This window comes from Novilysobacter antarcticus (assembly GCF_019802285.1).
Taxonomy (GTDB): domain Bacteria; phylum Pseudomonadota; class Gammaproteobacteria; order Xanthomonadales; family Xanthomonadaceae; genus Novilysobacter; species Novilysobacter antarcticus.
This window is the reverse complement of the sequence record NZ_JAIEUJ010000003.1, coordinates 282,107-308,864: the sequence shown is the minus strand read 5'-3', so window position 1 is coordinate 308,864 and position 26,758 is coordinate 282,107. Positions and strand designations below refer to the sequence as shown.

Annotated in this window: 31 protein-coding genes; 9 read left to right on the top strand and 22 right to left on the bottom strand. The window is 66.4% G+C overall.

The genetic code is table 11. From position 1 onward, the window contains the following. Positions 1-12 precede the first annotated feature (12 nt). Positions 13-531, bottom strand: coding sequence for a MarR family winged helix-turn-helix transcriptional regulator (locus KZ491_RS10505; RefSeq protein ID WP_222565799.1), 519 nt, complete (start codon positions 529-531; stop codon positions 13-15). A gap of 97 nt (positions 532-628) precedes the next feature. Here KZ491_RS10505 and hppD point away from each other — a divergent pair, with 97 nt between their 5' ends. The 3 genes from hppD (at position 629) to KZ491_RS10490 (ending at position 3,805) form a co-directional block, all read left to right on the top strand. After that, positions 629-1,720, top strand: a complete 1,092-nt coding sequence (gene hppD, locus KZ491_RS10500; protein WP_222565798.1) for a 4-hydroxyphenylpyruvate dioxygenase — start codon at positions 629-631, stop codon at positions 1,718-1,720. 51 nt (positions 1,721-1,771) lie between these two features. Next, positions 1,772-3,055, top strand: coding sequence for a homogentisate 1,2-dioxygenase (hmgA, locus tag KZ491_RS10495; protein WP_222565950.1), 1,284 nt, complete (start codon positions 1,772-1,774; stop codon positions 3,053-3,055). A 93-nt stretch (positions 3,056-3,148) separates the two neighbouring features. Further along, positions 3,149-3,805, top strand: coding sequence for a lectin (locus tag KZ491_RS10490; RefSeq protein ID WP_246606755.1), 657 nt, complete (start codon positions 3,149-3,151; stop codon positions 3,803-3,805). 29 nt (positions 3,806-3,834) lie between these two features. On the opposite strand, the gene KZ491_RS10485 is transcribed toward KZ491_RS10490, so the two are convergent. The 6 genes from KZ491_RS10485 to KZ491_RS10460 are packed head-to-tail and all read right to left on the bottom strand — an operon-like array spanning position 3,835 to position 9,769. Beyond that, positions 3,835-4,221, bottom strand: a complete 387-nt coding sequence (locus tag KZ491_RS10485) for a Na+/H+ antiporter subunit G (RefSeq protein WP_222565797.1) — start codon at positions 4,219-4,221, stop codon at positions 3,835-3,837. Next, entirely contained in the window at positions 4,218-4,460 is a 243-nt protein-coding gene (locus KZ491_RS10480; protein ID WP_246606792.1) for a K+/H+ antiporter subunit F, read from the bottom strand. Before KZ491_RS10480 ends, KZ491_RS10485 begins: the two co-directional genes overlap by 4 nt. Before the next feature lie 53 nt (positions 4,461-4,513). After that, on the bottom strand, positions 4,514-5,005 hold the full coding sequence (locus KZ491_RS10475) for a Na+/H+ antiporter subunit E (protein ID WP_222565795.1): 492 nt from the start codon (positions 5,003-5,005) through the stop codon (positions 4,514-4,516). Further along, positions 5,002-6,570, bottom strand: a complete 1,569-nt coding sequence (locus tag KZ491_RS10470; RefSeq protein ID WP_222565794.1) for a monovalent cation/H+ antiporter subunit D — start codon at positions 6,568-6,570, stop codon at positions 5,002-5,004. The genes KZ491_RS10475 and KZ491_RS10470 overlap by 4 nt, the downstream gene beginning before the upstream one ends. Next, on the bottom strand, positions 6,567-6,944 hold the full coding sequence (locus tag KZ491_RS10465) for a Na+/H+ antiporter subunit C (RefSeq protein ID WP_043958210.1): 378 nt from the start codon (positions 6,942-6,944) through the stop codon (positions 6,567-6,569). Before KZ491_RS10465 ends, KZ491_RS10470 begins: the two co-directional genes overlap by 4 nt. Further along, positions 6,944-9,769 (bottom strand): monovalent cation/H+ antiporter subunit A, encoded by a 2,826-nt coding sequence (locus KZ491_RS10460; protein ID WP_222565948.1) that lies wholly within the window; start codon positions 9,767-9,769, stop codon positions 6,944-6,946. The genes KZ491_RS10465 and KZ491_RS10460 overlap by 1 nt, the downstream gene beginning before the upstream one ends. A gap of 189 nt (positions 9,770-9,958) precedes the next feature. Between KZ491_RS10460 and KZ491_RS10455 the strand changes: the two genes are divergently transcribed. After that, positions 9,959-10,834: an NAD-dependent epimerase/dehydratase family protein gene (locus KZ491_RS10455; protein ID WP_343225606.1), complete on the top strand. Its 876-nt coding sequence runs from the start codon at positions 9,959-9,961 to the stop codon at positions 10,832-10,834. Here the strand turns inward: KZ491_RS10455 and KZ491_RS10450 are convergent. The 3 genes from KZ491_RS10450 to KZ491_RS10440 form a co-directional block, all read right to left on the bottom strand. Beyond that, a complete protein-coding gene (locus KZ491_RS10450; protein ID WP_222565792.1) occupies positions 10,831-11,718 on the bottom strand; it encodes a DMT family transporter in 888 nt (295 codons plus the stop codon). The two genes, KZ491_RS10455 and KZ491_RS10450, sit on opposite strands and share 4 nt — an antisense overlap. A 78-nt stretch (positions 11,719-11,796) precedes the next feature. After that, positions 11,797-12,273 carry an Mpo1 family 2-hydroxy fatty acid dioxygenase gene (locus KZ491_RS10445; RefSeq protein ID WP_222565947.1) on the bottom strand — a complete coding sequence of 159 codons (477 nt, stop codon included), beginning with the start codon at positions 12,271-12,273 and terminating at the stop codon, positions 11,797-11,799. A gap of 35 nt (positions 12,274-12,308) precedes the next feature. After that, positions 12,309-13,250, bottom strand: coding sequence for a phosphoribosylaminoimidazolesuccinocarboxamide synthase (locus KZ491_RS10440; protein ID WP_222565791.1), 942 nt, complete (start codon positions 13,248-13,250; stop codon positions 12,309-12,311). 155 nt (positions 13,251-13,405) lie between these two features. On the opposite strand from KZ491_RS10440, the gene KZ491_RS10435 reads away from it, so the two are divergent. The 4 genes from KZ491_RS10435 (at position 13,406) to KZ491_RS10420 (ending at position 15,622) form a co-directional block, all read left to right on the top strand. Further along, positions 13,406-13,741, top strand: coding sequence for a J domain-containing protein (locus KZ491_RS10435; protein ID WP_222565790.1), 336 nt, complete (start codon positions 13,406-13,408; stop codon positions 13,739-13,741). Between the two features lie 18 nt (positions 13,742-13,759). Next, complete coding sequence (rpe, locus tag KZ491_RS10430) at positions 13,760-14,434, top strand: ribulose-phosphate 3-epimerase (protein WP_222565789.1); 675 nt, start codon at positions 13,760-13,762, stop codon at positions 14,432-14,434. A gap of 79 nt (positions 14,435-14,513) precedes the next feature. Beyond that, positions 14,514-14,918 carry an antitoxin Xre/MbcA/ParS toxin-binding domain-containing protein gene (locus tag KZ491_RS10425; RefSeq protein ID WP_222565788.1) on the top strand — a complete coding sequence of 135 codons (405 nt, stop codon included), beginning with the start codon at positions 14,514-14,516 and terminating at the stop codon, positions 14,916-14,918. Beyond that, positions 14,918-15,622, top strand: coding sequence for an RES family NAD+ phosphorylase (locus tag KZ491_RS10420; RefSeq protein WP_222565787.1), 705 nt, complete (start codon positions 14,918-14,920; stop codon positions 15,620-15,622). Before KZ491_RS10425 ends, KZ491_RS10420 begins: the two co-directional genes overlap by 1 nt. Before the next feature lie 75 nt (positions 15,623-15,697). Here KZ491_RS10420 and KZ491_RS10415 read toward each other — a convergent pair whose 3' ends face one another. The 12 genes from KZ491_RS10415 to KZ491_RS10360 form a co-directional block, all read right to left on the bottom strand. Then, positions 15,698-16,669, bottom strand: coding sequence for a F0F1 ATP synthase subunit gamma (locus tag KZ491_RS10415; protein ID WP_222565786.1), 972 nt, complete (start codon positions 16,667-16,669; stop codon positions 15,698-15,700). Continuing rightward, on the bottom strand, positions 16,662-18,194 hold the full coding sequence (locus KZ491_RS10410; RefSeq protein ID WP_222565785.1) for a F0F1 ATP synthase subunit alpha: 1,533 nt from the start codon (positions 18,192-18,194) through the stop codon (positions 16,662-16,664). The genes KZ491_RS10415 and KZ491_RS10410 overlap by 8 nt, the downstream gene beginning before the upstream one ends. A gap of 4 nt (positions 18,195-18,198) precedes the next feature. Further along, on the bottom strand, positions 18,199-18,954 hold the full coding sequence (locus KZ491_RS10405) for a F0F1 ATP synthase subunit B family protein (RefSeq protein ID WP_222565784.1): 756 nt from the start codon (positions 18,952-18,954) through the stop codon (positions 18,199-18,201). A 3-nt stretch (positions 18,955-18,957) separates the two neighbouring features. Beyond that, positions 18,958-19,248, bottom strand: coding sequence for a F0F1 ATP synthase subunit C (locus tag KZ491_RS10400; RefSeq protein WP_043959324.1), 291 nt, complete (start codon positions 19,246-19,248; stop codon positions 18,958-18,960). Beyond that, complete coding sequence (locus KZ491_RS10395; RefSeq protein WP_343225605.1) at positions 19,245-19,943, bottom strand: F0F1 ATP synthase subunit A; 699 nt, start codon at positions 19,941-19,943, stop codon at positions 19,245-19,247. Before KZ491_RS10395 ends, KZ491_RS10400 begins: the two co-directional genes overlap by 4 nt. Then, a complete protein-coding gene (locus KZ491_RS10390; RefSeq protein ID WP_222565783.1) occupies positions 19,934-20,239 on the bottom strand; it encodes an N-ATPase subunit AtpR in 306 nt (101 codons plus the stop codon). The genes KZ491_RS10395 and KZ491_RS10390 overlap by 10 nt, the downstream gene beginning before the upstream one ends. Continuing rightward, positions 20,236-20,523, bottom strand: a complete 288-nt coding sequence (locus KZ491_RS10385) for an AtpZ/AtpI family protein (RefSeq protein WP_043959321.1) — start codon at positions 20,521-20,523, stop codon at positions 20,236-20,238. The genes KZ491_RS10390 and KZ491_RS10385 overlap by 4 nt, the downstream gene beginning before the upstream one ends. Further along, positions 20,520-20,930, bottom strand: a complete 411-nt coding sequence (locus KZ491_RS10380) for a hypothetical protein (protein WP_222565782.1) — start codon at positions 20,928-20,930, stop codon at positions 20,520-20,522. The genes KZ491_RS10385 and KZ491_RS10380 overlap by 4 nt, the downstream gene beginning before the upstream one ends. After that, positions 20,927-22,324: a F0F1 ATP synthase subunit beta gene (gene atpD / locus KZ491_RS10375; protein WP_222565945.1), complete on the bottom strand. Its 1,398-nt coding sequence runs from the start codon at positions 22,322-22,324 to the stop codon at positions 20,927-20,929. The genes KZ491_RS10380 and atpD overlap by 4 nt, the downstream gene beginning before the upstream one ends. Then, the gene (locus tag KZ491_RS10370) at positions 22,314-24,209 is read right to left on the bottom strand and encodes a heavy metal translocating P-type ATPase (protein ID WP_222565781.1); all 1,896 of its coding nucleotides are present in this window, start codon (positions 24,207-24,209) and stop codon (positions 22,314-22,316) included. Before KZ491_RS10370 ends, atpD begins: the two co-directional genes overlap by 11 nt. A gap of 46 nt (positions 24,210-24,255) precedes the next feature. After that, complete coding sequence (locus KZ491_RS10365) at positions 24,256-25,119, bottom strand: isocitrate lyase/PEP mutase family protein (RefSeq protein ID WP_222565780.1); 864 nt, start codon at positions 25,117-25,119, stop codon at positions 24,256-24,258. 245 nt (positions 25,120-25,364) lie between these two features. After that, positions 25,365-26,024, bottom strand: a complete 660-nt coding sequence (locus tag KZ491_RS10360) for a HEPN domain-containing protein (RefSeq protein ID WP_222565779.1) — start codon at positions 26,022-26,024, stop codon at positions 25,365-25,367. An 85-nt stretch (positions 26,025-26,109) separates the two neighbouring features. On the opposite strand from KZ491_RS10360, the gene KZ491_RS10355 reads away from it, so the two are divergent. Further along, positions 26,110-26,754, top strand: a complete 645-nt coding sequence (locus tag KZ491_RS10355) for a vWA domain-containing protein (protein WP_222565778.1) — start codon at positions 26,110-26,112, stop codon at positions 26,752-26,754. Positions 26,755-26,758: the final 4 nt, after the last annotated feature.

The window sequence follows — 26,758 nt, the reverse complement described above, 5'->3', positions numbered from 1 at the left end:
CTGCGTTGCGGCCTACCGGCGTGATGCGGGATCCCACCCGGTCGCTGGCTCTGTGTCAGTTTCCGGTTCTGCACCGGCTTCGATGTCGAGGGCATCCAGGCGGTCCAGCAGCTCGAACAGTCGGGTCAACTGTGCCGGGTCGATGTCGCCGAACAGGCGCTGCTCGAAGGCCAGCGCCATCGGCGCGACTTCGTCATACACGGCATGGCCGGCAGTGCTCAGGCGCAGCACCGAGCGCCTGCGGTCGTCGGCATGCGGGCTGCGTTCCAGCCAGCCGGACTCGATCAGGCGGGCGACCGCCCGGCTGACGGCGACCTTGTCCATGGCGGTGCGGCCGGTGACCTCGCTGGCGGACAGGTCGGGGTAGCGGCCCAGCACCGCCATCACCCGCCACTCGGTCATCCCCAGCGAGAACCGCTCGGCGTAGAGCCGCGCGATTGCGGAGCTGAGACGGTTCGACAACACCGACAGGCGATAGGGGAGAAAGCGCTCCAGTTCGAGCTGCGCGGGGCCGGGAGGCTCGCTGTTCATGCTGCATCGCACCTTGCATATGGTTTCATATGAAACTATAACGCTGTTATCCGGCTCAGGTGCAATCCCGCCCAGCCGCACGTCCCCAGGAGTACCCATGAGCGCACAGCCCAACCTCGGCATGCAGGTCACCACGTTCGAGAACCCGCTGGGTATCGACGGCTTCGAGTTCGTCGAATTCGCTGCGCCGCAGGGGCAGGGCGAGATGCTGCACGACTACTTCCGCAAGCTCGGCTTTACCGCCGTGATGCAGCACAGGACCCGGCCGATCACCCTGTACCGCCAGGGCGGCGTGAACCTGCTGGTCAATGATGATCCCGACAGCTTTGCCGCCGACTTCGCCAAGGCCCATGGTCCCTGCGCGACCGGCTTCGCGATCCGTTTCAAGCAGCCCGCCGACCACGTGTATTCCACGGTGCTGGGCAATGGCGGTGAAGCGATTACCCACAAGGCCGACAGCAAGGCGATCGACGCGCCGGTGATCAAGGGCATCGGCGATTGCATGCTGTATCTGGTCGACCAGTACGGCAGCAAGGGCAGCGCGTACTCCGACTTCCTGCCGGTGCAGGGCGCGGACCAGAACCCGGTCGGGTACGGCCTGACCTTCATCGATCACCTGACCCACAACCTGTACTTCGGCAACATGGCCAAGTGGTCGGAGTATTACGAGAAGCTGTTCAACTTCCGCGAGATCCGCTACTTCGACATCAAGGGTGCCAAGACCGGCCTGGTGTCCAAGGCTATGACCGCGCCGGACGGCGTCGTGCGCATTCCGTTGAACGAGTCGGACGACCCCAAGAGCCAGATCAACGAATACCTGGACGCGTACAAGGGCGAGGGCATCCAGCATATCGCGTGCTTCACCGATGATATCTACGAGACGGTGGAGAAGATGCGCGAGGCGGGCGTCGAGTTCCTCGACACGCCGGACGCCTACTTCGAGGTGATCGACCAGCGCATCCCCAATCACGGTGAGGACGTGGCGCGGTTGGCCCGCAACAAGATCCTGATCGACGCCGATCCCGAGACCAAGCAGCGCAAGCTGCTGCAGATCTTCACCACCAACGCGATCGGGCCGATCTTTTTCGAGATCATCCAGCGCAAGGGCAATGAAGGCTTCGGCGAAGGCAACTTCCAGGCGTTGTTCGAGAGCATCGAACGCGACCAGATGAAGCGCGGCGTGCTGTAAGGCACAAAGGAGCGGATCGTGCAGCGCAACCTCGTGCAGGGCAACGGATACATGAGCGGTTTCGGCAACGAGTTCGCGACCGAGGCGTTGCCCGGCACGCTGCCGGAAGGGCGCAACTCGCCGCAGAAGGTCGCCCACGGGCTGTACGCCGAGCAGCTGACCGGCACGGCATTCACCGCGCCGCGGCATGCCAACCGGCGCAGCTGGCTGTACCGCATCCGTCCGGCGGCAATGCACGGTGAGTTCTCGCCGTTCCAGCAATCGCAGTTCCACAACGATTTCCAGTCCGGTCCGGTCACTCCGGACCAGTTGCGTTGGGACCCCTTGCCCCTGCCCGACTCGCCCACCGACTTTGTCGAGGGTCTGTTCACGATGGCGGGCAATGGCTCGGCGGCGAGCCAGAACGGCATCGGCATCCACCTCTACGCGGCCAACCGCTCGATGCAGGGCCGCTATTTCTACAACGCCGATGGCGAGCTGCTGCTGGTCCCCCAGCTTGGCCGTTTGCGCATCGCCACCGAGCTGGGCGTGCTGGAGCTCGAGCCGCAGGAGATCGCGCTGATTCCGCGCGGGCTGCGCTTCCGGGTCGAGCTGCTGGACGACACCGCACGCGGCTACGTCTGCGAGAACTTCGGCGCGATGTTCCGGCTGCCCGACCTGGGGCCGATCGGCAGCAACGGTCTGGCCAACGCGCGCGATTTTCTGACTCCCGAGGCCGCGTTCGAGGACATCGACGCGCCTGAGGGCAAGCCGTTCGAGCTGGTCGGCAAGTTCCAGGGCCACCTCTGGCGCGCTGACATCAGCCATTCGCCGCTGGACGTGGTCGCCTGGCACGGTAATTACGCACCGTGCAAATACGACCTGCGCCGGTTCAACACGATCGGCTCGATCAGCTACGACCACCCCGACCCGAGCATTTTCCTGGTGCTGCATTCGCCCAGCGACACGCCGGGCACCAGCAACATCGATTTCGCGATCTTCCCGCCGCGCTGGCTGGTGGCCCAGGACACGTTCCGGCCGCCGTGGTTCCACCGCAATATCGCCAGCGAGTTCATGGGCCTGATCCACGGTGCCTACGACGCCAAGGCCGAGGGCTTCGTGCCCGGCGGCAGCTCGCTGCACAACTCGATGACCGGTCATGGCCCGGACGCGGCGACCTTCGACAAGGCCTCGCAGGCCGACCTGTCCAAGCCTGATGTCATCAGCGACACGATGGCTTTCATGTTCGAGACACGGGCGGTGATCCGGCCGACGACGCAGGCACTGGCCGCCAACCACCGCCAGCGCGACTACCAGGCGTGCTGGGCGGGGCTGGAAAAGCACTTCACCGGCTAACACCGCTGCCCGGGAACGCCGCACCTGGCCGGGCCTCTCGCCGCGTTCACGTCGACGCGCTAGCCTCCCCGGCATTGCTGACGGGAGAATGGAATGCGCCCTTACCGATTGTTTCCGAGCGCCGTGTCACTGGCGATCGTTCTGGCCCTGACGGCGTGCAACGCTCCCTCGCCGGATGGGTCCGGGGCCAATGTCGCCAACACAGGGTCCCCGGCCGACGGTCCGATGGACCAGCCCTATGAGGACGTGCCTCCCGCCACCGCACCGCCGGGCAGCGTCATGCCCGGCCAGAGCGCTGGCACAGACAGTCGTGCGAATTGGGATGGGTTCGGCGAAGCCCAGTTCGGCATGGACGACGAGCAGGTCAAACTGGTCTGGCCGGGCGAGCTCGATGGCGCCGCGGCCGAAGGCTCCAGCTGCTACCACCTCAGCCCGGCGGGGCAGGCGGATATCTCGCGCTTCGCGATGATGTTCGAGGACGGTCTGTTCGTGCGCTACTCGGTCTCCGCCGACGACATCGTCGCCCCGGGCGGTGGCAAGCGCGGGATGGACACCGCGCAGATCGAGGCGCTATATCCGGGCCGGGTCACCGCGTCCGCACACAACTACGTGCCCGGCGGTCAGTACCTGCGCATCAAGGAGGAAGGGGCCCCTCACGTTCTGGTGTTCGAGACCGATGCCAGCGGCACCGTGACCGAATGGAGGGTCGGACTGCCGCCGCAGGTGGACTACGTCGAAGGCTGCAGCTGACAGGAAGTCGAAGTCGCGCTGCGCTGCGCTCAGTGGGTCTCGTCGGGTGCGCCATCGGGGCGCGGCGGCACGTGGGTGTCTTCGGGACCACCCGGCAGTCGCGGGCGTTCATCCAGGCGCAGCGAAAGCCCGGCCTTCGCCAACAGATGGGCGCTGATGGGCGCGGTGAGCAGCAGGAAGGCGGTGATAAGCAATTCGCGCGGCTGCGGGTCGGTGCCAGTGAACGCGTGGTAGCCGACCGACGCCACCAGCATGCAGCCCACGCCCAGCGTGCTGGCCTTGGTCGGCCCGTGCAGGCGCTTGAAGAACTCCGACAGCCGGATCAGGCTGAACGCGCCGATCAGGGTAAAGAAGCTGCCGATCACCAGCAGGGCAATGAGCAACACTTCGAAGACGATGTCGATCGTCGTGCTCATTCCACGATGTCCCGGCGCAGCACGTACTTGCACAGGACCACGGTGCTGACAAACCCGAGCATGGCGATGATCAGCGCCGCCTCGAAGTAGACCGGGGTCTGCAGGTGCATGCCAAACAGCACCAGTTGCGCGATGGCGGTGACGCTCAGGGTGTCCAGGGCGAGGATGCGGTCGGGCACGGTGGGCCCGCGCAGCAGGCGCCACAGCGCCATCAGCATCGCGATGCCGACGACCGCCATGGATCCGAGCACGGCGGCATCCAGCACGCTGGTGCCCAGGATGTGGATGTGGCTCATGGAAAAATCTCCATCAACGGGACCTCGTAGCGGCGCTTGATACCGGCGATCACCGCATCCGCGTCCTTGAGGTTCAGCACGTGGATGAGCAGGTACTTGCGGTCCTCCGACAGCGCCGCCGACACGGTGCCGGGCGTCAGGGTGATGAAACTGGTCAGGGCCGCGATGCCATGGATGTTGGCGATGTCCAGCGGCAGCCAGATGAAGCCCGGGGTGATGTTCGATTCGCGCCCAAGCACCAGCCGGGCCACCTCGACGTTGCTCACGATCACGTCCCAGATCAGCACGCCGATCATCTTGGGTACCAGCCTAATGTTGCCGATGCGGGCGAACTCGCGGTCCAGCCGCGCCGCAAACAGTGGGATCACCACTCCCAGCACGATCGCGAACAGCCACTGCACCAGGCTCAGGTCGGCGACCATGATCATCCAGAAGACGATGACGGTGACGGTCAGAGGCAGCGAGGGCAGGATGCGTCGGAAGTTCATGGCGCCCTCCGTTGCGGCGGGGTCGCTTTCAGCGTGCCGACGTAGTCGCCCGGCACCATCAGCTGGGCACCGGCATCCTGCGCATAGGCGATCAGCGGTGCGGCGTAGATGCTCATCGCAATACCGTAGCCGAGCAGCAGGACGATCGCAGCGGTCTCAAGCGGTCGCGAGGCATGCCGCGAAGGCCCGTGAATGGCCTTGCTGGCGGGGTCGGTCACGTGCCCGGCGGCCAGTTCCTTCGCCGGGGTGCGCCAGAATACGCGGCTACCGGCGCGGGTCAGGCCGACGATGACCATCAGGCTGCTGACCAGGATCACCGACCAGACCCAGCCCACATCCGCGTCGGGAACCGCCTGCAGGAGCGCGAGCTTGCCGATGAAGCCAGACAGCGGCGGGATGCCGGCCACCGACATCGCGGCGATCAGGAACAGGCCTGCGACCAATCCCCGCGCTGGCAGCGGCGCCAGCAGCTCGGTGAAATCGCCGGCGTCGCCACGGGTGCGGCGGACGAAGTCGGCGATCATGAACAATGCTGCAGCCACGAAGGTGCTGTGGGCGAGGTAGTACAGCCCGGCGCCAATGATGTCGGGCTGGCGCAGGCCGAAGGCGATCAGCAAGGTCGCCGCCGACACCAGCACCAGGTAGGCCGCCAGCATCCGCAGGCGTGACGCGGCCAGCACGCCCAGGGCCGCCATGGCCAGCGTTGCAACCGCTGCCGGCATCAGCCAGTCCCAGCCGTAGCCGGCCAGCTCGCCGGCCGGCTCGCCCAGCAGCAGGGAGCCGACCCGCAGCACGGCGTAGATGCCGACTTTGGTCATCACCACGAACAGCGCGGCGACCGCCGCCGGCGCCCGGGTGTAGGTCTCCGGCAACCACAGGTACAGCGGCAAAACCGCGGCCTTGCCGCAGAACACCGCCAGCAGGATGCCCACGGCGGCCTTGGCCAGCGACTGGTCGTGCGCCGGCAATGCGGCGATGCGTACCGCCAGCTCGGCCATGTTGAGCGTGCCCAGCAGGCCGTAGAGCAGTCCCAGGCCGACCAGGAACAGGGTCGATGCGGCGACGTTGAAGGCAACGTAATGCATGCCCGCCGCCATCCGCACGCCGCGTCCACCGCTCAGCATCAAGCCGTATGAGGCGATCAGCAGCACTTCGAAAAATACGAACAGGTTGAACACGTCGCCGGTCAGGAACGCACCGTTCAGGCCGACCAGCTGGAACTGGAACAGCGCATGGAAATGCGGCGCGCGCCGGTCCCAGCCCGAGCACGCGTGCAGCAGGCAGGCGACGGCCAGCAGCGCGGTCACCAGCACCATGAGCGCGGACAGGCGGTCGACCATCAGTGCGATGCCGAGCCGCGCCGGCCAGTCGCCGAGCAGGTAGACCAGGATCTCGCCGTCGCCGGCGCGCGTCACCAACGCAAGCGACGCGGCGAGGGTGGCCAGCATCGAGACCCACGCCACCGACCGCTGCACGGTCGCGCCGATGCGCCGGTGCTCGACGAACAGCGACGCCGCTGCGCCCAGCAGCGGCAGCAGGATGGGAAGGATCGCCAGGTGGCTCATGCGCGGTCCTTCTTGGCCAGGGGCGGCTTGGGCACGCGCTCTTCGCGGCCGTCGACGTGGTCGGTGTCGTTGTCGGCGCGGCTGCGCATGGCCAGCACGATGGTCACGGCTGTCATCGCAAACGCGATCACGATGGCAGTCAGCACCAACGCCTGCGGCAGCGGGTCGGTGTAGTTGGCCAGCGTCGCCGGTAGCCCGTCGCGCAGCACCGGCGGCTTGCCCACGACCGGGCGGCCGCCGGAGAAGATCAGCAGGTTGGTCGCGTAGGTGAGCAGGGTCAGGCCGAGGATAAGGTCGAAGCTGCGCGAGCGCAGCATCAGATAGACGGCCGCGGCGACCAGGATGCCGATGGCGCTGGCAATGGCGATTTCCATCACGCGACCTCCCCGGTGACGGCCGAACGGGTGGACGGATCGATGGTGCCGCGGCGGGCAACCATTTTCTTGGACGGCTTGATGGTGCCCATCATCGAGAGCATCAGCATCGTGCCGCCGAACACGACGAGGTACACGCCCACGTCGAACGCCGCCGCACTGGCAAGACCGATCGTGCCCAGCCATGGCAGGACCAGCTCGTGGTGGCCACTGGTGAGGAACGGTACGCCAAACAGCATTGAGGCCGCGCCGCTGACCACCGCCACCGTGAGGCCGGCGCCGATCAGGCGGATGTAGTCGAAGCCGAAGCGCGACTCCACCGACTTGGCGCCCTGGATCACGTACTGCACCAGCAGCGGCACCGCCAGCGTCAGGCCGGCGATGAAGCCGCCGCCGGGTGCGTTGTGGCCGCGCAGGAACAGGAAGATCGAGACCACCAGGGTCAGCGGGAAGATGATCTGCGCCAGGTCGGCCGGCACCGGAAGCTGGACCGGTGGTCCGGGCATTTTCTTCTCCGGTGCCGTGCGCGCGCGGCGCAGCATGGCGTGGACCACCAGCGCGGCGATCGCGTAGACGGTGATCTCGCCGAAGGTATCGAAGCCGCGGAAGTCCACCAGGATCACGTTGACCACATTGGCCCCGAACGCTTCGGGCAATGAGCGCGCGAGCAGTTCGCTGGCGACCGTGTCCGCCGGCCGGGTCATCATCGTCCACGCCAGGGCGGCCACGCCGCCGCCGGCGGTGATCGCGATTGCCGCGTCACGCCCGCGCCGCCAGTGCGAACGCCCCTTCGGCGAGTCCTTGGGCAGGTAGTTCAGGCCCAGGAGCATCAGCGCCAGGGTGACGATTTCCACCAGTAGCTGGGTCAATGCCAGGTCCGGTGCGGACAGGGCGACGAAGGTCATGCTGATGGAAAGCCCGACGCCGCCCATGGCGATCAACGCCAGCAGGCGCGTGCGGTGCAGCGCGACTGCGCCCAGCGTGGAGCCGACCATCACGATCCACAGCACCCAGGCCATCAAAGGCATCGGTTGCGAGATCCGCTCAACCGTTGGTGACGGTTCGCCCCATCCAGCCACAAAAGGAGCCGCGCCCACCGCGATCGCGACAAGTACCAGCGCCAGCATGCTGCGCTGCACACTGTCGTTCGCGATCAGGTGCGTGAGGCGCCGGGCAAGGCGGAACAGGGCCTCGACATTGATCCGGAACAGCCGCCGACCCAGCGACCTTTTGACGTTGGCGTGCAGATCCAGCAGCCGGCGCAGGCCGAAATACAGGATCACGCCGCCGACCACGCCGCCCAGACTCATCGCCAGCGGCAGGTTGAAGCCGTGCCAGACGGCCAGGCTGTAATCGGGCACGTTGGCGCCCAGCACCCCGTGGGCGGCCGCCGCCAGCATCGGCGCCACCGTCCACTGCGGCGCGATGCCGACCGCGATGCAGGTGATCGCCAGGATCGCGACCGGCACCTGCATGAAGCGCGGCGGCTCATGGATCGGGTGGTCGACCCCGCGCGGGCCTTCGCCGAAAAACGTCTCGTGCACGAAGCGCAGGCTGTAGGCGACGCCAAACACGGCGAACAGGAATGCCGATACGCCAATGCCGATCCGCGCCACGTCATGGCCCTTGATCTCCAGCGCCTGGGCGAAAAACATCTCCTTGGACAGGAAGCCATTGAGCAGCGGGATGCCGGCCATGGCCAGCGAGGCGATGATCGCCAGCGCACTCGTCCACGGCAGGTAGCGGCGCAGGTTGCCCAACAGGCGCATGTCGCGAGTGCCGGTTTCGTGGTCGATGATGCCGGCGGCCATGAACAGCGACGCCTTGAAGGTCGCGTGGTTGAGGATGTGGAACAGTCCGGCGACCACCGCAAAGGGCGTCGACAACCCGAACAGCAGGGTGATCAGACCCAGGTGGGAGATCGTCGAGTAGGCCAGCAGCCCCTTGAGGTCGTGCTGGAAGATCGCGTTCCAGGCGCCCAGCAGGAGCGTGATCGCACCGATGCCGCTGACCACGTAGAAGAAGATGTCGGTCCCGGCCAGCACCGGATGCAGCCGCACCAGCAGGAATACGCCGGCCTTCACCATCGTCGCCGAGTGCAGGTAGGCAGACACTGGGGTAGGTGCCGCCATCGCATGCGGAAGCCAGAACTGGAACGGGAACTGCGCGCTCTTGGTGAACACGCCCAGCAGGATCAGCCCGAGCATCCACGGATACAGCGCGTGGGCGCGGATCAGGTCGCCCGCCGCCAACACGACGTCCAGCTCGTAGCTGCCCACCATGTGGCCGATCAAGATCACGCCGGCCAGCAGCGCCAGTCCGCCGCCGGCGGTGATGGTCAGCGCCATCCGGGCGCCTTCGCGCGCATCCTGGCGTTGCGACCAGAACCCGATCAGCAGGAAGGAGCTGATCGAGGTCAGCTCCCAGAACACCGCCAGCAGCAGCAGGTTGCCGGCCAGGACCATGCCCAGCATCGAGCCCATGAACAGCAGCAGGAACGCGAAGAAGCGCTGGGCTTTTTCCTGCGGACCGAGGTAGTAGTGCGAATACATCACCACCAGCCCGCCGATGCCCAGGACCATCGAGGCGAACATCCAGGCCAGCCCGTCCAGGCGCAACGAGAACGCCAGCCCCAGCTGCGGGATCCACGGCACGCTCCAGCCGATGACCTCGCCGGCGACCAGCTGCGGCGCCACGGCCAGCATCGCGGCCATGCCGGCCAGTGGAGCGATCCCCGCCATCCAGGCCAGCAAGCGGCGATTTCCTTCAGCGGGAATCATCACCAGAGCGGCGAAAACGAACGGCAGGGCTAGCACTAATGGCAGCAATGGAAGTCCTGTGGCATCGGGGGATGGCGCGCCAGCCGCGGTGCGGGCTTTTGGCGGCAGTGCCCGATTCTAACCGAGGCATCGAGGTCATATCCTTGCCAATTCACGGCGAACCCGGCCCTTTACTGTCGGATTCGCATCCATCCCCTCGCTATGCTGTGCGGTCATTTGACGTGGACGACACCCATGCGCGATGCCCTGGTATTCGGCGGCAGCGGCCAGATCGGCAGTGCGCTGATCGCGCGCCTGGCGCCGGCCGATTGGCGCGTGACCGCAGTCTCGCGCCAGGTCCGTGCTGCTGGCCCCGGCGTGCCGGCGAACGGTGTGCACTGGCTGCCGGGCGAGCTGGATGCGCCACCCGTGCTGCCGTCGCGGGTGGATGTGATCTTCAGTTGCGGTCCGTTGGACGGTTTCGCGCGCTGGTACGCCGACGCCGGAATCGACGCGGGGCGGGTTGTGGCGTTCGGCTCCACCAGCGTGGAGACCAAGCAGCGTTCGGATGACCCGTTCGAGCGCGACCTGGCGGAGCGCTTGGCCAGCGCCGAGCGTGCGCTTTTTGCCCGGGCACAGGATCGCGGCGCGGCATTGACCGTCCTGCGCCCGACCCTGGTGTACGGCGTGGGCCGCGACGCCAACCTGACCCGGATCGCGGGGTTGGCGCGACGCTGGGGCCGATTCCCGCTGCCACGCGGCGCCACCGGATTGCGCCAGCCCGTGCACGTGGCCGACCTGGCCGAAGCCGCGCTGGGGTGTTTCGACCGCCCGGCCAGCCACGGCCGCGCCTACGCGGTGCCGGGCGGGGAGTCACTGAGCTACCGCGACATGGTCGCCCGCGTGCTGGCCTGTTTGCAGCCGCCGGCACGCCTGCTCGAGCTGCCGCGCCCCCTGTTTGCCTTGGCCCTGCACGCGGCCCGGATCAGCGGTCGTGCCAGCGGGCTCGGTGATGCCGCCATCGCGCGGATGCAGCAGGATCTTGTTTTCGACTCCGGTCCCGCGCAGCGCGACTTCGGCTACTGTCCGCGGCCGTTCGAACCGGTCGATGCGATGTTCCGACGTCCCTAGATATCGCGCGCCAAGGGCATTGTGCGCGCCTTGCGCAGCGCCCGCAGCGCCACGCCCAGCACGCCGCCGAGCACCATCGCGCCACCGATGAACAGTCGCGGCCCCGGACGGTCACCCCAGAACGCGATGCCCAGACCCACCGCGATCACCGGCGTCAGCAGCAGCCACGGCGTGACCTGCGCGACCGGGTAGCGCTGCATCAACACGTAGTAGAGGCCGTGACCCAGCAGCGAGGACACCAGCGCTGCGTAGACCACGCACGCCCAGGCCACCCAGCTCGCCGACGGCAGCGTCGCGAAGCCGCCCGGTTCGATCGCCGCACTGATCGCCAGCAACGGGAAGATCGCGATGATCGAGGTCCAGCCCTGCATGCTGAAGGTGTCCAGTCCCTGCAGACCCTTCATCAGCACTGTACCCGTCGCCAGGAACAGCGCGGCGGCCAGCATCAGCAGCACCGCCATCCAGTTGCCCAGCACGGACGGATCAAGTCCCAGCACCAGCACGCCGGCGAAACTCACCGCGATCGCCAGACCGGTGCGCCAGGCGAAGCGCTCCCCCAGCACCAGCCACGCCAGGATCGCGGTCATCGGGATATAGCTTTGCACCACGATCGCCGGCGAGGACAGGTCGCTGGACATCTTCAGGGCGACAAAGCTCAGGCCGAAGTGGGCCACGCCGATGCACAGGCACACACTGATCAGCCGCGGCCACTGCCCCGGCGGCGGTCGTTTGGTCCAGAACACGAGAACGGCACCGAGTGCGGCAAAGCGCAGGGCGGTGAACAGGAACGGCGGGATTTCCTGCAGCGCGATGGCCGAGGTGAGGAAGTTGCCGGCCCATGCGAAACAGATCAGCAGGACCAGGGAAATATCGCGCGGGGACATGCGGACTCAGCAAATTGCACCCGCGAGGCGGGCAGGGAATGGTTTCTGCGGGAAACGTGCGGATCGCGCCGGCAGGGCTCAGTAGCACAGGCCCATCTTGCGGTAGAGCTTGGACAGCACCCAAGCCGGGCCGATCAGCAGGTAGGTCAGGTCGGTGAGGAAGCTGGGCTTGCGGCCCTCGATCTTGTGGCCGACGAACTGGCCGATCCAGGCGATCACAAACACGCTGATGGCGCTCCACAGCAGTGCGCGCATGCCATGCGTCTCGAAAATGTAGCCCGAGAGCAACGCCATCAGCAGGAACATTCCCAGCATGCCCAGGCCCAGCCTGCGTGACTGGCGGTAATAGAACAGTGTTGCGGCAACGATCGCCAGCCCGGCCCAGAACCCGGGCCGGAACAAGGTGCCGGGGGCCGGGATGCACCACAGCAGTGCCACCACGCTCCACGCAATCGCCGGTACGCAGACCACGTGGATCCACTGATTGGTGTCGTTGCGATGGTCATCGGAGTAGCTGGCAAACCAGCGGTCGATCTTTCGCGTGCCTGCGTCCATGTTGCCTGCCCCCTGCGATGGTTCCCCGCCGGTCATCAGTCGATGCTTATGCCGGCCAGCTTCTGCAGCGCATCCGCGTAGCGCGCGCGGGTGCGTTCGATAACTTCCGCCGGCAATTCCGGTCCTGGCGTCATCTTGTTCCAGTCCAGCGTTTCCAGATAGTCGCGCACGATCTGCTTGTCGTAGCTCGGCGGGCTGCTGCCGACCTGGTACTCGTCGGCCGGCCAGTAACGCGAGGAGTCCGGCGTCAGCATCTCGTCCATCACATACAGATGGCCGTCGGCGTCGGTGCCGAACTCGAACTTGGTGTCGGCCAGCAGGATCCCGCGCTCGGCGGCGAAGTCCGCCGCGAAGCGGTACAGGCGCAGGGTCGCGTCGCGCACCGCTTCGGCCAATTCCGCGCCGCACAGGCGCACAGCGGTGTCGAAGTCGATGTTCTCGTCGTGCTCGCCGGCGGCGGCCTTGGTGGAGGGAGTGAAGATCGGCTTGGCCAGTTTTTCCGCCTGGCGCAGGCCGTCGGGCAGCTCGATGCCGCTGATGCGACCGGTGCGCTGGTAATCCTTCCAGCCACTGCCGATCACGTAGCCGCGGGCGATGCATTCGATCGGCACCGGCTTCAGGCGCTTGGCGACCACAGAGCGGCGCACGTACAGCGACGGGTCCACGCCGTCGGGCAGCACCGACGCGACATCGATGCCGGTCAGGTGGTTGCGGGCGATGTGCTCGGTTTTCTCGAACCAGAAATTACTGATCTGGCAGAGCATCTCGCCCTTGCCCGGGATCGGGTCGGGCAGGACCACGTCGAACGCGCTCAGCCGGTCGGTGGCGACGATCAGCAGGTAGTCACCTGGCGGAGTGTCGGCGGGCAGGGACGCGGATGGCAGGTCGAACACATCGCGGACCTTGCCGCGGTGGCGCAACGGCAGGCCCGGCAGATCGGATTCGGATAGTGAACGTCGCAGCATTGTCGTGGACAAATGGAGCCCCTCGGTAGCACGCACAGCATTGCAGAACCTGCCGCGGAGCGCCGCTGATATCGCGCGCCGGCGCGACAGGGCCGGCCAGTGTACGCCGGGTCGGGGCAGCGTGCAGGTACACTGGCGACCGATCCACGACTGTCCCCCGGGGCGCGATGAAACGCTGGTACGGAAAACTGCTGGGCCTGTTTGCCGGAGCCGCCTTGTTGCGGTTCAACCCCTTGCTGGGCGGCCTGGTAGGGCTGCTGATCGGCCACGCGTTCGACACCGACTGGTTCCAGCTGCGCCGGGACAATCCCTATGCCGTGCTCGGGCTGACCCCGGACGCCACGCAGGCCGAGGTCGAGCAGGCCTATCGCCGGTTGATTTCGCAGTACCACCCTGATCGCATGCCCGGTGTGGCCGATGAACTGCGCAAGCAGGCAGAGGCCAGGGCCGGCGAGATCAACCGCGCCTACAAGCAGATCAAATCCAAGCGTCCGCGCGCCTGAACCTTCCCCGAGTCCGCCATGCAGCCTACCGTCATCGCCCCGTCCATCCTCTCGGCCGACTTCGCCCGCTTGGGCGAGGAAGTCGACAACGTCCTCAAGGCCGGCGCGGGCTGGGTCCATTTCGATGTGATGGACAACCATTACGTGCCCAACCTGACCATCGGCCCGATGGTGTGCGAGGCACTGCGCAAGCACGGCGTCACCGCGCCGATCGACGTGCACCTGATGGTTGAGCCGGTGGATCGCCTCGTGCCCGACTTCGCCAAGGCTGGCGCCAGCATGATCAGCTTCCATCCCGAAGCGAGCCGGCACGTCCATCGCACCATCCAGATCATCAAGTCGCACGGCTGCCAGGCCGGCGTCGTGCTGAACCCGGCAACCCCGCTGGATGTGCTCGACTGGGTGCTGGAGGACCTCGATATGGTGTTGCTGATGTCGGTCAACCCCGGCTTTGGCGGCCAATCGTTCATACCCTCGACGCTGGATAAGCTGCGCGAGGCCCGACAGCGCATCGATGCGATCGGCAAGCCGATCCGCCTGGAAATCGACGGCGGAGTGAAACCGGACAACATCGCCGAGATCGCGCGCGCCGGCGCGGACACCTTCGTTGCGGGCTCGGCCATCTTCAATGCGCCCGATTACGCCGAGGTGATCGGGCGGATGAAGGCGGCAGTGGATGATGTGAGGGGCTGAGACGCCACCGAGCCCACGCTCGACTTGAATTGCGGGGATATATCCCCGATTATTGGTGACGCATACACAGGAGAAACCCGTGAGCGTCCCCGCCGATCAAGTGTTGAATCTTCAGTCCGACCAGACCCGCAAGGATCTGGCGCGCACGGTGGCGGCGCTGTTCGAGAAGTGGGGCCTTTCCGCCGAGGAGCAGTTGATCCTGCTCGGTATGAGTCCGGAAAGCCGGAAGGTCCTGCCGCAATACCGTCGCGGTGAAAGGGCGCTGCCCAATGCGCCCGACACACTCGCCCGCGTCGGTTACCTGCTGGGCATCCACAAGGGCCTGCGCCTGCTCTTCCCGGAAAGCGAGGCATTGCGCTTTGGCTGGGTGAAGCTACGCAACCGGGTGCTGGAAGGCCACACGCCGCTGGAAGTCATGTTGACCGACGGCCTGCTGGGCGTCGCCCGGATCGCGCGGTTCATTGATTTCCAGCGGGGCCAGTAGTGGAGGTTCTGGACACGCTGTCCCGCGTGGACACGCAGCTGTTCCGGAACATCACCTCGCTGCGACTCAGCGAAAACCTGTTTGACGACCTGGTGCCCGATCGGGCCGGGCAGGATTCGGCGATCGCGGCTGAGATGGCGGTGCGCAAGTCACCGCCGGGGATTATCGACCGCGGCCTGTCCTACTCGCAGGCCATCGACTACCCCTTCGCCAGCGACTCCGTGGTGGGCTCGCGCTTCGGCGACGGCACCATCCGCGTCTGGTACGGCGCCTTGGACGATGCGACCGCCCGCGCCGAGACGTGCTGGCATGCCCTGCGGCAGGGCAACGACCTGATCGACCCGCCGGAAACCGCGTTCGTGCGTTACCGCGCGGTTTACACGGTGCGGGCGCGGGGACTGTTTGCCGACCTTCGCGGCAAGGAGGACGCATTTCCCGCGCTGGTCGGTGACGACTACGCGCCGACCCAGCCGATCGGCCGGTATGCCGCCCATCAGGGCCTGGCCGGCCTCGTCTACCCTTCGGCGCGATGGCCGGATGGCGAGTGCCTGGCAGCGTTCCGGGCCGCGCCGCTGTCCGACGCCGCGCTGGCGTATTACCTGACCTACCGGATCGACCTGGGCCAGCAGATGGTTGCGATCGAGCGCACTCCCGGCGTCGTGGACCAGCGATTGTTCATGCGGGAGTTGCGCAGATCCCGTTGAGCTTTGTTCCGTGGCCATGCCGGCCGACACGTTTGGCAAGGGGCGATGCCAAGCGGGGACACTCGCGCGAATCCGCTACGCAGGCCGATGTGGGTCACGAGGCGACCTCACGTCATGCAGGTGAGCCTTGGTGGTGGCAGCGGCAACCGCCTGTTTGCGCTTCTCACGTTCCTTCAGCGCCTCGAAACCGATGATCACATCCAGCAGTTCGGTGGTGATCTCGTCCTGTCGCACGGCGCGGGTTTCCGCCGTCAGTTCCTCCAGCCGGTCCGTCACCGACTGCTCGGCCTGCTGCATGCGCGCCAGACGGGCGGCATTCTCGGTAACCAGCGCCTCGGCGGCGGCGCGGAACAGGCTGGCAAACAGGTAACCGCGGATCAGCGCCGCCAGCAGGGTGGGCGCGGGCAGGGTGGATCGCGGCAGGCTGCGCGATCGCCATGGCCGGGTCGCCAGGCCGCGCGCCAGTTCCGGATCGAGTGGCAGCAGGGGCTGGGTCACCGGCACCTGCAGTCCGTGGTCGCCACGACGGGAAAACGCCAGCGTTACTGCGAGCGCATCGGAATCGCCGCCGCGCCGGATTCCGTCCAGCCGCGTTACCAGTGCCCCGGCCAATCGGCCCAGGCCGTCGGTGCTGCCGGGGCAAAGCAGGGTCACCTCGGGCACCATCCCCAGCCCGCGCAGTGCGTCTTCCATCTGTGCACCCACGCAGATCATCCGCACCCCGTCCGGATCGCCCGTCTCGGCCGCGTGGCGTCCGACCTCGGCGGCGATCACCTCGTTGTAGTTTCCACACAGCCCATGATCGGAGCCGAACACCACGATCACATGACCGGCGGCAACGCGGGGCGCGGACGCCAGCGGTCCATGCTGGTGTACGAAGGCGTGCAGGCCCTCCAGCACCGTGGCGCGGTAGGCGTCTATCGCATGTGCCGCCTGTTCGTACGGATTGGCATTGATCACCGACATGGTCTTCATCGTGCGCACGATGCCACCGATGCTGCGCAGCGTTTCGCTTCGGCGGTTGAGGATCTCAAGCGTCTCAGCCACGGGCGCCCCCGCTTCCATTAGCAGCAGCCAGCGCCATGCGCCCCGTTTCAATGATCTGTGCCTGGCTGTCCTCATCCAGCCCCTGGTTGGAGGCGATACGTTCGGCCAGACCACCATCGTCAGCCCGTACCGCCGCGCGGATCGCATCCATGGCCGCAGTGCTCGCGCGCTCGTCCATGCCGTCCAGAAGTCCCTGCATGGCGCACACCAGTACTGCAAGCTGTTCGGGCGCCGGCATTGGATCCCGCTCGCGCTGGCGCAGCGCCGCGCGTATCGCCGTGCCGCGGGCCAGGCGCATCCTGGTGGCTGCATCGAGCCGTGTGCCAAAGCGGGCGAACTCTTCCAGCTCCTCGAATTGCGACAGGGTTACCCGCAGGTTGCCGGCCACTTCGCGGAATGCACGCTTCTGTGCCTTGCCGCCGACGCGCGATACCGAGATGCCCAGATCCACTGCGGGAAACTGGTTGCGGCGCACCAGGCGTGGCGACAGATAGATCTGCCCGTCGGTGATCGAGATCAGGTTCGTGGGGATATAGGCCGACAGGTTCTCCGCCTGCGTCTCGACCACCGGCAGAACCGTGATCGAACCGCCACCGATGGCCTGGGTGAACTGCCCTGCGCGCTCCAGCAGCCGGGCGTGGACATAGAAGATGTCGCCGGGAAACGCCTCACGTCCCGGTGGCCGGCGCAGCAACAGCGACAACTCGCGGTAGGCGTGCGCGTGACGGGTCAGGTCGTCGATGACGACCAGCACGTCGCGCCCGTTTGCGGAGAGGCTTTCGGCAATCGACATGGCCGCGTAGGGCGTGATGTGGGCCAGTCCCGGTGCCTCCTCGTCGCCGGCGAACAACACCACCGAGCGGTCCATCATGCCGCCCTCGCGCAGCGCACCGATGACCTTGGCGACCGCGTCGCCGCGCTGGCCGACGGCACAATAGACACACAGCACGCCGCTGTCTTTCTGGTTCAGGATCGTGTCGACCGCGATCGAGGTCTTGCCGGTCTGGCGGTCGCCGATGATCAACTGGCGTTGGCCACGTCCCACCGGCACCGCGGCGTCCACGGCTTTCAGTCCCGTCGCCAGCGGGCGCGATACCGGCGCGCGCTCGAGGATCCCGGGAGCTTCTGCCTCGACCGGGCGCAGCGGCGCGGCATCCAACGGTTCCATGCCGTCGCGCGGACGGCCCAGGGCATCGACAACCCGGCCCAGCAGTGTCGGCCCCGTGGGTACGCTGACCACGCGACCGGTGCGGCGCACTTCTTCGCCCAGTGTGATGTTTTCCGAAGGCCCCAGCAGCACCACACCCAGGTTTCCCGGCTCCATGTCGAAGACGATGCCGCGTTCTCCGCCGGCGAACTCCAGGACCTCGTCCGAGAGCGCGCGTGCCAGTCCGGTGACGATCGCCACGCCGTCACCCACCTGGGTTACCTTGCCGATCTCGCTCAGCTGGGGGACGGGTGCAGGACCATCCAGCAGGGCCTGCACCATGTCCAGCGTACTGGGTGCGTGCCGATCAGGCTGCATCGTTTCAGCCCTGGGGCCTGAGCTGCCCGTGGCCGGCATCGGCCAGCAGCGCATCGAGTCCGTCGATATAGCTGTCCACGGTCCACTCCACCTGTGCGCCGCCCATCCGCAGGGTCAGTCCCGGAGTCTGCGCGGGCTCGTTGCGGAACGTCACCGTGATGCCGGGAATCAGCTGGGCAAGCTCTTTGCGCAGGTTCTCGCGCGCCGCCTCCGGCAGCGGTTCGCGGGTCAGGGCGAGCGCCTGCAGCGATTCACCGCCGGCCTTGCGCAGATCGTCCGCCATCGCGACCAGGCGTGTGCCCGCATGCGCGACGATGCGCGCCTCCAGGGTCTCGTCGGCCAGATCCATCAGCGCCTTGCGGGTCAATGACAGCAGCGCTTTTGCACCGTCGCGGTGGAGGTCGTCACGGTAGCGCCGTATCTCTTGCACGCGCTGTTCTGCCAATTCGGCCTGTTCGTGCGCCATGCGCTGGCGACTCTCGGCCAGGAGCGCGTCACGCTCGGCCTTGGCAACCGCACGGGCCTCCTCCAGCATGCCCTCACGTCCGGCGCGCAGCCTGTCCACCTGCGCCCTGTAGTCCGCCTCGGCAGTTTCCGCGGCCGCCCGGATCTGCGCGGCCTCACCCATGCGCTGCGCGATTTCCTTTTCGCGCGCGTCGATTCCGTCGAGGATGGGGCGATACAGAAACCGCTTCAGCAGCCAGACCAGAACAAGAAAGTTGACGATCTGCGCCGCGACGGTGATCCAGTCGATCGACATCGTCTAGCCGCCGCTGGCCTGTGCCGCCGCTTCCAGCGCCGCGTTCCAGAACGGATTGGCAAACAGCAGGATCATGGCGACCACGAAGCAGTAGATCGCGGTGGATTCGATCATGGCCAGACTGACGAACAGGGTGCGCGACAGGGTCGGCGCAGCGTCGGGCTGTTGCGCGATGGCATTGAGCGCGGTTGCCGCCGCGTAGCCCTCACCCAGCGCGGGACCCAGCGCGCCGAAGGACACGGTCAGGCCAGCGGTGAAGATCGATACGATGGCGATGATGGACAGATCGGTCATGGCGGGTCCTTGTCGGTTTGTGGGGTGTCGGACGGCGGGGCGGTGGCCGAGGAGATATACACCGTGGCGAGGATGGCGAAGATATAGGCCTGGATCACTCCGGTGAGCAGGCCGAGCATGTCCATCACCACGGGGAAGAAGAACGGTGCGACGCCCAGCAGGATGCCGGCAATCACCGCGCCGCTCATGATGTTGCCGTAAAGACGGATCGCCAGCGAGACGCCACGCGAGAACTCGCCGACGATGTTGAATGGCAGCATGATGACCGATGGCTGGACCCAGGTTTTCAGGTATCCGCCGATTCCCTGGTTGCCGATCCCGAAGATGGGTACCGCCACCAGCACCGATAGTGCCAATGCCGTGGTGGTCGACAGCGATGCCGTCGGCGGATGGAAACCCGGTATCACCATCAGCAGGTTCGAGGTGACGATGAACAGGAACAGCGTGCCGCTGAAATACAGCAGGCGGCGGTCATGGCGCACCGATATTTCGTCGATCTGTCCCTGGATGCCCTGCACGATCACCTCCAGCGTCGTCCGCCAGCGGTTGGGCGGCACGTCGGGCCGCAACTTGCGGGTCACCAGTATCGAGGTGCCGGTCAGCAACGCCATGACGATCCAGGTGTAGAAGATCGTGGCGTTCACGGGGATGCCACCCAGCATGAAAATGATGGTCTGGTCGGGGCTCAGTTGCACTTCCGGTCCCTCTGCGGCGCTGTCGGCCGTGCCAGGGCGACAGCGGCAAATCGGGTCGCCAGAAACGCCAGTGCATAGCCCGCCACGGCCGCCGCTCCACCCGCCCGTGCCACCAGCCAGCCCGCCGCCAGCAGCGCGGCGATTCGCACCATCGCACTCAGCGCCAGCACCGGCATCGGCCTGGAACCGCGCAGCGCCAGCCGCAGACCAAACGCCAGTCCGGCAAAGAAAAGCGTCCCTGCGATGGCGCCCGCCACAGTCCCCAGCCCGAATGCACCCCAGTTGATACCGTTCATGGTTCGCCGCCCTCCCGGCCGACCCAGGCCCAGGCAAGCATTCCGCCCAGCGCCACACCGCCAAGGATCAGCGCAATCGTCCATGAGAAAGCCTGGGGTGCCACGCGATCCAGCCACAGGCCCAGAAACGCGCCGCCTACTGTCGGCACAGCGATCGACCAGCCGATCATGCCGAAGGTGCCGATACCGCGCAGCGGACTCGGTCCCGGGTTGTCGCGCGTGGCCTGCATGCGCCGCGCACGCTCGCCGATTTCGTCGACGGGCCCACCACGCTTGCCGGTCATCGGCGGGGGTTTCTCAGGTTGGCAAAGCCGCGCACCATTTCCGCTTCCAGACGCGCCAGTGCCGCACGCGCGACGCGCTCCTCATCCTCCATCTGGTGAAACGTATCCTGCACAGTGTCGCGCAGGCTGGCCAGATCGGCGCTTTCCACTCCGCGGCGGACCGCGATATCGACCTGGTGGCCTTTTTTTACCAGCAGGCCCTCGTCGATGCCGAAGATCCGCTCGCCGCCGTCGGGCGTGGTCACCAGCAGGATCGAAGGTACCAGCGCGGTCACAAAATCCACATGGTTGGGCAGGATGCCGAACCCGCCATCGGCCGCGACCGCGTTCAACTTGATGGCCGCGCCTTCAAACAACACCTGTGACGGCAGGCGAAGGTGGACCTGCATCTGGGCGTTCATGCTCATGCGTTGCCCTCGGCTTCGTCCAGCGCGCCGATCATGTAGTAGGCGCTTTCCGGCAGGTCGAATGTGGTCTGCTCCAGGATCCGCTCGCAGCCTTCCAGAGTCTTGTTGATCGGCACCAGTTTGCCGGCGGTTCCGGTCGCACCCGTCACGGTCGCGAAAGGCTGGGTCAGGAAACGTTCCAGCCGTCGGGCCTGTGCCACGGTAGCGCGGTCGTGGGCCGAGAGCTCCTCGATCCCCAGCATCGCGATGATGTCGCGCAGTTCCTCGTATTCGGCAAGTGTCCGGCGCACCGCGCGTGCTACGTCGTAGTGGCGTTGTCCCACTACGGTGGGCGTCAGCATGACCGAAGCGGAGGCCAGCGGGTCCACCGCCGGGTACAGTCCTTCGCTGGCGCGTTTGCGTGAGAGCACCACCGAGGCGGACAGGTGCGCGAAGATCTGCGCCGCCGCCGGGTCGGTGAAATCATCGGCAGGCACGTACACCGCCTGGATCGATGTGATCGCGCCCCTGTGGGTCGAGGCAATGCGCTCCTGCAGGGCCGCCAATTCGGTGGCAAGCGTGGGCTGATAGCCGACGCGCGAGGGCATCCGCCCCAGCAGCCCCGACACCTCGGAACCCGCCTGCACATAGCGGAAGATGTTGTCGATCAGCAGCAGCACGTCCTGCCCGCGATCGTCGCGGAAATACTCCGCCATCGTCAGTGCCGAGGCGCCCACCAGAAGCCGCACCCCGGGCGACTCGTTCATCTGGCCAAACAACATCACCATCCGGTCGCGCACGCCCGCCTCACCCATCTCGCGCCAGAGCTCCTCTGCCTCGCGTGAGCGCTCTCCGATCCCGCAGAACAGGCTTACGCCGTCATGGTGCTCCACGGTGTTGTGGATCAGCTCGCTCAACAACACCGTCTTGCCGACACCGGCGCCGCCAAACAGTCCGGTCTTGCCGCCGCGCTCGATCGGCGACAGCAGGTCGATGGCCTTGATGCCGGTCTCCAGCACCTCGGCGCGCAGCACCCGCTCTTCCAGTGCTGGAGGGGCGCGGTGAATCGGGCGGCGCGCGGTGGCGGTGACCGCAGGCAGTCCGTCCAGTGGCGCACCAAATACGTTCAGCATCCGGTCCAGTACTGCGTCGCCAACAGGTACCGTGATGGGCGCACCGGTCGCATGCACCGGTGCGCCCAGTCCAAGACCGCGCACCGTGCCCAGCGCGATGCAGCGCACCACGCCGGCCTCGACCAGGGATGCCACTTCCAGCGCGACATCGCCCGCGCGCAACAGCTCTTGAATGCGTGGGGTCACCCCGGCAAAGGCAACGTCCACGACACTGCCGCGGATGGCGACGATTCTTCCGTCGTCCGGGCCCGGCGCCGAGCTGTGTTTCCCTTCACGGGCCATCATGCTTCCGTCGCGTCGGGGACACCAGCCGCCGGTCGCTTCGCGCATTACCCAGCGCACGCGATGCATTCACGATCGTCGCAAGGTCGACCACTTCCTGCAGCGCCGCGCCCAGGATCGCCGGCAGGAAGCCGAACGCAGCCAGCAACATCAATCCAACGCTCAGGGCAATGCCGAGCCAGATGCTCTGCAGGGCCACCTGCATGGTGCGCTGGGCGATCGCCATCGCGGTCGCGGTTTTCGACACGTCATCGACGGTGATGATCACATCGGCCGACTCGCTGGCTGCCGTTGCGCCCCTGGCGCCCATCGCGACACCGACATCGGCCACGGCGAGTACGGGCGCATCATTCACGCCGTCGCCGACCATGACCACCGGCCGCTCCTTGATCGCTTGGACGATCCGGACCTTGTCTTCCGGCAACAGCTCGGCCTGGATGTCGCCGATCGCCAGACCGCCGCCTACGTGACGGGCGGTGGCGTCGGCATCGCCGGTGAGCATCAGGATGCGCTCGACGCCCAGCGCCAGGAGCCGGTCGATGGTCAGGCGGGCGTTCCCCCGGACCCGGTCACTGAGCAGCAGGGTGCCGGCGAAGCGGCCGTCGACGGCGACGTAGACCGCCAACTCACCGCTGGCGATCGATGCTGCGCGCGCCTCGGCAGCGAAGGATGTGACAAACGCGAGCTTGCCGACCACGACTTCGCGGTTGTCGATCGTTGCAACCACGCCGTTGGTTGCCTCCTCGCGCGCGGCCGTGGCTTCGCGCGGGCTCAGGCCGCGCTCGTGCGCTGCTTCCACGATCGCGGTGGCCAGCACGTGCGAGGAGTACTGTTCGGCCGAGGCGACGAGGGTGAACAGCTCGTCCTCATCGAAGTCCGCCGCGGGCTGCACGGCGACCACCGTCGGGTCGCCGTAGGTGAGGGTGCCGGTCTTGTCAAAGGCGACCGTGCGCGCGCGCGACAGTTGCTCGAGCGTGCCGCCGCCCTTGACGATGATGCCGTGGCGTGACGCCCGGCTCATGCCGCCCATGAAGGCGACCGGCGCCGCGATCAGCAGCGGGCAGGGCGTGGCAACGACCAGCACCTCGGCAAAACGTACCGGGTCCCCGGACACCCACCAGGCGATCCCGGCAAGCAGCAGCGAGCCGAAGGTGAAGGGCACGGCGAACCTGTCCGCCAGGCGCACCAGCGGAGCGCGGCTTCCGGCGGCTTCCTCAACCAAGGCAACGATGCGCTGGTACTGGCTGTCCGTCGCTGCCGCCGTCGCCTCAATGATGACCGCGACCTCGCTGTTGAGCGAGCCGCTGAGCACGGCATCCCCCCGGCCGCGCTCGACCGGGAGACTCTCGCCGGTCAACGATGACTCGTCGAAGCTGCCGCTTGCGGAAACCAGCACCCCATCCACCGGGACGACCTCCGACGGCCGCACCAGCAGGCGGTCGCCAATGGCCACCTCAGAGACCGGGATGTCCTCGACCTGGCCGTCCTCGCCCAGCATGCGGTGCGCATCGCGCGGGGCACGATCCAGCAGCGCGCCCAGCTCCCTGCGCGCACGACCGGCCGCGTACTCCTCCAGCGCCTCGCCGCCGGACAGCATCAGCACGATGAGCAGACTCGCCCAGTACTCGCCGACCGACACGGTCGCGATGATCGCCATGACTGCCAAGACGTCGATGCCCATCCGCCCGGCCAGCAGGTTGCGCAGCATCCCTATCGCCTGGCTTGCCGCGATGGCAAGCGCGAACGCGCTGATCAACCAGCGGGCCACGTTCCGTTCGGCCAGGGCACCCTGCCCGAACAGCTCGATGGCGCCAGCCACGAGTCCGACCAGGAGGGTCAGGGCGACGATCCGATAGCGTCCGGTGAAGCTGACGATTTTGTTCATCCTGCCGGTCGTTCTCCGGAGTCGCTCATCACGGCATGGTCGGTAATCAGCCTTCGTATTGCTGCCCCAATGCCAGCAACTCCGGCGTGCCGATCAGCTCATTGAGCTGGTCGAAGTCCAGCATGGCGTCCTTGAATGGCGCCGTGCTGTGGTGGGTGTGCAAGCTGGAATAGTAGCCGCGAAGAGTGTGGGCGACCGCGCGCGCAGTGCCGCCGGGAAAGATCACGATCCGGTAACCAATCTCACCGAGCACGTCCGAGCTCTGCACCGGGGTCTTGCCGCCTTCGACCATGTTGGCCAGCAGCGGAATGCGATCGGCGAAGCGGGCGCAGACGATGTCCATCTGTTCGCGGCTGCGGACCGCTTCGATAAACAACGCGTCCACGCCGCATTCCAGATACGCCTCGGCACGGTCCAGCGCCGCCTCGAAGCCTTCCACCGCCACCGCATCGGTGCGGGCGAGGATCAAGGTCTGGTCGCTGCTGCGCGCGTCCAGTGCCGCGCGCAACTTGCCGCACATCTCGCCAACTGGAACGACGCCCTTGCCGTCCAGGTGCCCGCAGCGCTTGGGAAAGGTCTGGTCTTCCAGCTGGATCATCGCGGCGCCGGCGCGTTCAAATGCGCGGACGGTGCGCTGGGTGTTGAGCGCGTTGCCGAAGCCGGTGTCGGCATCGACGATGACCGGAGTGCTTACGCGCTCGGTGATGCGCGCCAGGGTGTCGGCCACTTCGGTCGCGGTGGTCAGACCGATGTCGGAGCGACCCAGCCGCGTGTAGGCGATGGAGGCGCCGGAAAGGTACAGCGCCTCGAACCCGGTCTGCTCGGCGATCAGGGCGGTGAAGGCATCGTAGATGCCGGGCGTCAGGATGGCGCTCGGCTGTTGCAGGCGTTGTTTGAAGGTTGTTTTCATGCGCACGGATCAAAGGCGGGGGAGTTGAAGAGGTATCGCGCAAAGTGCCGGTGCCCGCGCACGGGGCGCGGGATGTCCGGACATTTGGGCTGGCTGAGTGAGAGGATACCGAGTCTCAACGAGCGACGCTCACCGTCCCCTGAAGGTAAATCAAGCGGGCCGTGCACAACGGTCTGCGTCTGGCGGCCGCTCGCTCGGAGTGCGACCCGTCCGGGCAGACCTCATCAAGGATTTCGTCTTCTGATCTAGCCGGATTCCCGGACCAGCGGATAAGCAACACCTTCGAACTCGGTCGCAGGGTCATCAATCAGCAGATCGATGATGATGGGCATCATGGTCATGAGGATCGATGCACCATCACGGACCTGGGCGCGGTTGGCGCCACTGTTCCAGGTTGCACCGCCATGGACGAGTTGGTTGCGCAGGACGTAGAGCCGATCGAGGACTATGGAGAGCACCACATCCGTCTGCCGTTCCATCAGTGCCTTCATGGCGACTCGCTTGCTGGCGGCGAATTGGGTCTCCCATCGATCGCTGCTGTCGTGTTCGCGCATCGCCCGCCAGTAGGGTTCGAACACGAACCGGTTCTCGATCATCGTGCGGATCGGACCAGTGAACTTCTGGAACGCCGCGTCCTGCAGGCGGCCTTGGTGATCGTTGGCCAGCACTCTGCCGATGAACCCGCGCGTCTGCTCGCGCTCGCTTTGTTCGAAGCCGAAGTCCGCCGCATAGGCGGCATTCAATGAGATCCACAGAAAGATGAACTGCGCGTCCAAGTCCGCCGTTTCCTGCTCGGCCCGCGCCAGCCAGCTGATCGCGCGATGGATCCTCACCCGCAGGTTCTCGGGCTGGTTATCCCTGACTTGTCGGTGTTTGGCCTTGAGCGCTTCCGCATTGAACGTCATGACATTTCCCCCTGGACCTGTCGCAGTGTGTGAGACGTCTTTGCTGCATCGTCGCACCTGATGTCAACCACAAGGGGAGAGTGACATGAGCGACCGCAGCCACATCAGCGTGATCCTGGACCGCACGGGGTCCATGCAGGACATTCGCGATGACGTCGTCGGGGGATTCAACGCATTCCTCGCAGCCCAGCAGGCCAGCCCCGAACCGGCGACGTTTACCTTGGTGCAATTCGACTCCCAAGATCCGTACGAGGTGCTGCACCGCGGCGTCGCCATTGCCGATGTGCCCCCGCTCACCTTGGCGCAGTACGTGCCTCGGGGCACAACGCCGCTCTACGACGCCATGGGACAGGGCATCCTCGAGCTGGAGGCGGGCTTGGCAGGGATGGCTGACGATGAGCGGCCCAACAAAGTGATCTTCGTGGTGGTCACCGATGGGCAGGAGAATGCCAGCCGCGAGTTTGATCGGGCCCGTGTGACCAAGTTGATCGCAGCGAAGAAGAAGCTCGGCTGGGATTTCGTTTTCCTCAGCGCTGATCTTGAAGCATTCGAAGATGCGGAGCGCATGGGGGTTGAACTCTCGTCCCGGCTGATGTTCAACAAGTCCAAGCAGGGCAACGATCGAGCCTGGTCAGCGGCCTCAGCGAGGATTCTCGATCGGCGGTCCGGCGTTTCGGCGTGTGTTGCTTTCGATGAGGTGGATCGGAAAGCTCAGGACGATCCGGACTAGCGGT

Bases quoted from the DNA above. Each gene is read 5' to 3' on its own strand.
- KZ491_RS10505 (WP_222565799.1), bottom strand. From the start codon at position 531: ATGAACAGCGAGCCTCCCGGCCCCGCGCAGCTCGAACTGGAGCGCTTT.
- hppD (WP_222565798.1), top strand. From the start codon at position 629: ATGAGCGCACAGCCCAACCTCGGCATGCAGGTCACCACGTTCGAGAAC.
- hmgA (WP_222565950.1), top strand. From the start codon at position 1,772: ATGAGCGGTTTCGGCAACGAGTTCGCGACCGAGGCGTTGCCCGGCACG.
- KZ491_RS10490 (WP_246606755.1), top strand. From the start codon at position 3,149: ATGCGCCCTTACCGATTGTTTCCGAGCGCCGTGTCACTGGCGATCGTT.
- KZ491_RS10485 (WP_222565797.1), bottom strand. From the start codon at position 4,221: ATGAGCACGACGATCGACATCGTCTTCGAAGTGTTGCTCATTGCCCTG.
- KZ491_RS10480 (WP_246606792.1), bottom strand. From the start codon at position 4,460: ATGGCGGTCGTCGGCATCGCGATGCTGATGGCGCTGTGGCGCCTGCTG.
- KZ491_RS10475 (WP_222565795.1), bottom strand. From the start codon at position 5,005: ATGAACTTCCGACGCATCCTGCCCTCGCTGCCTCTGACCGTCACCGTC.
- KZ491_RS10470 (WP_222565794.1), bottom strand. From the start codon at position 6,570: ATGAGCCACCTGGCGATCCTTCCCATCCTGCTGCCGCTGCTGGGCGCA.
- KZ491_RS10465 (WP_043958210.1), bottom strand. From the start codon at position 6,944: ATGGAAATCGCCATTGCCAGCGCCATCGGCATCCTGGTCGCCGCGGCC.
- KZ491_RS10455 (WP_343225606.1), top strand. From the start codon at position 9,959: ATGCGCGATGCCCTGGTATTCGGCGGCAGCGGCCAGATCGGCAGTGCG.
- KZ491_RS10450 (WP_222565792.1), bottom strand. From the start codon at position 11,718: ATGTCCCCGCGCGATATTTCCCTGGTCCTGCTGATCTGTTTCGCATGG.
- KZ491_RS10445 (WP_222565947.1), bottom strand. From the start codon at position 12,273: ATGGACGCAGGCACGCGAAAGATCGACCGCTGGTTTGCCAGCTACTCC.
- KZ491_RS10435 (WP_222565790.1), top strand. From the start codon at position 13,406: ATGAAACGCTGGTACGGAAAACTGCTGGGCCTGTTTGCCGGAGCCGCC.
- rpe (WP_222565789.1), top strand. From the start codon at position 13,760: ATGCAGCCTACCGTCATCGCCCCGTCCATCCTCTCGGCCGACTTCGCC.
- KZ491_RS10410 (WP_222565785.1), bottom strand. From the start codon at position 18,194: ATGCAGCCTGATCGGCACGCACCCAGTACGCTGGACATGGTGCAGGCC.
- KZ491_RS10405 (WP_222565784.1), bottom strand. From the start codon at position 18,954: ATGTCGATCGACTGGATCACCGTCGCGGCGCAGATCGTCAACTTTCTT.
- KZ491_RS10400 (WP_043959324.1), bottom strand. From the start codon at position 19,248: ATGACCGATCTGTCCATCATCGCCATCGTATCGATCTTCACCGCTGGC.
- KZ491_RS10390 (WP_222565783.1), bottom strand. From the start codon at position 20,239: ATGAACGGTATCAACTGGGGTGCATTCGGGCTGGGGACTGTGGCGGGC.
- KZ491_RS10385 (WP_043959321.1), bottom strand. From the start codon at position 20,523: ATGACCGGCAAGCGTGGTGGGCCCGTCGACGAAATCGGCGAGCGTGCG.
- KZ491_RS10380 (WP_222565782.1), bottom strand. From the start codon at position 20,930: ATGAGCATGAACGCCCAGATGCAGGTCCACCTTCGCCTGCCGTCACAG.
- atpD (WP_222565945.1), bottom strand. From the start codon at position 22,324: ATGGCCCGTGAAGGGAAACACAGCTCGGCGCCGGGCCCGGACGACGGA.
- KZ491_RS10370 (WP_222565781.1), bottom strand. From the start codon at position 24,209: ATGAACAAAATCGTCAGCTTCACCGGACGCTATCGGATCGTCGCCCTG.
- KZ491_RS10365 (WP_222565780.1), bottom strand. From the start codon at position 25,119: ATGAAAACAACCTTCAAACAACGCCTGCAACAGCCGAGCGCCATCCTG.
- KZ491_RS10360 (WP_222565779.1), bottom strand. From the start codon at position 26,024: ATGACGTTCAATGCGGAAGCGCTCAAGGCCAAACACCGACAAGTCAGG.
- KZ491_RS10355 (WP_222565778.1), top strand. From the start codon at position 26,110: ATGAGCGACCGCAGCCACATCAGCGTGATCCTGGACCGCACGGGGTCC.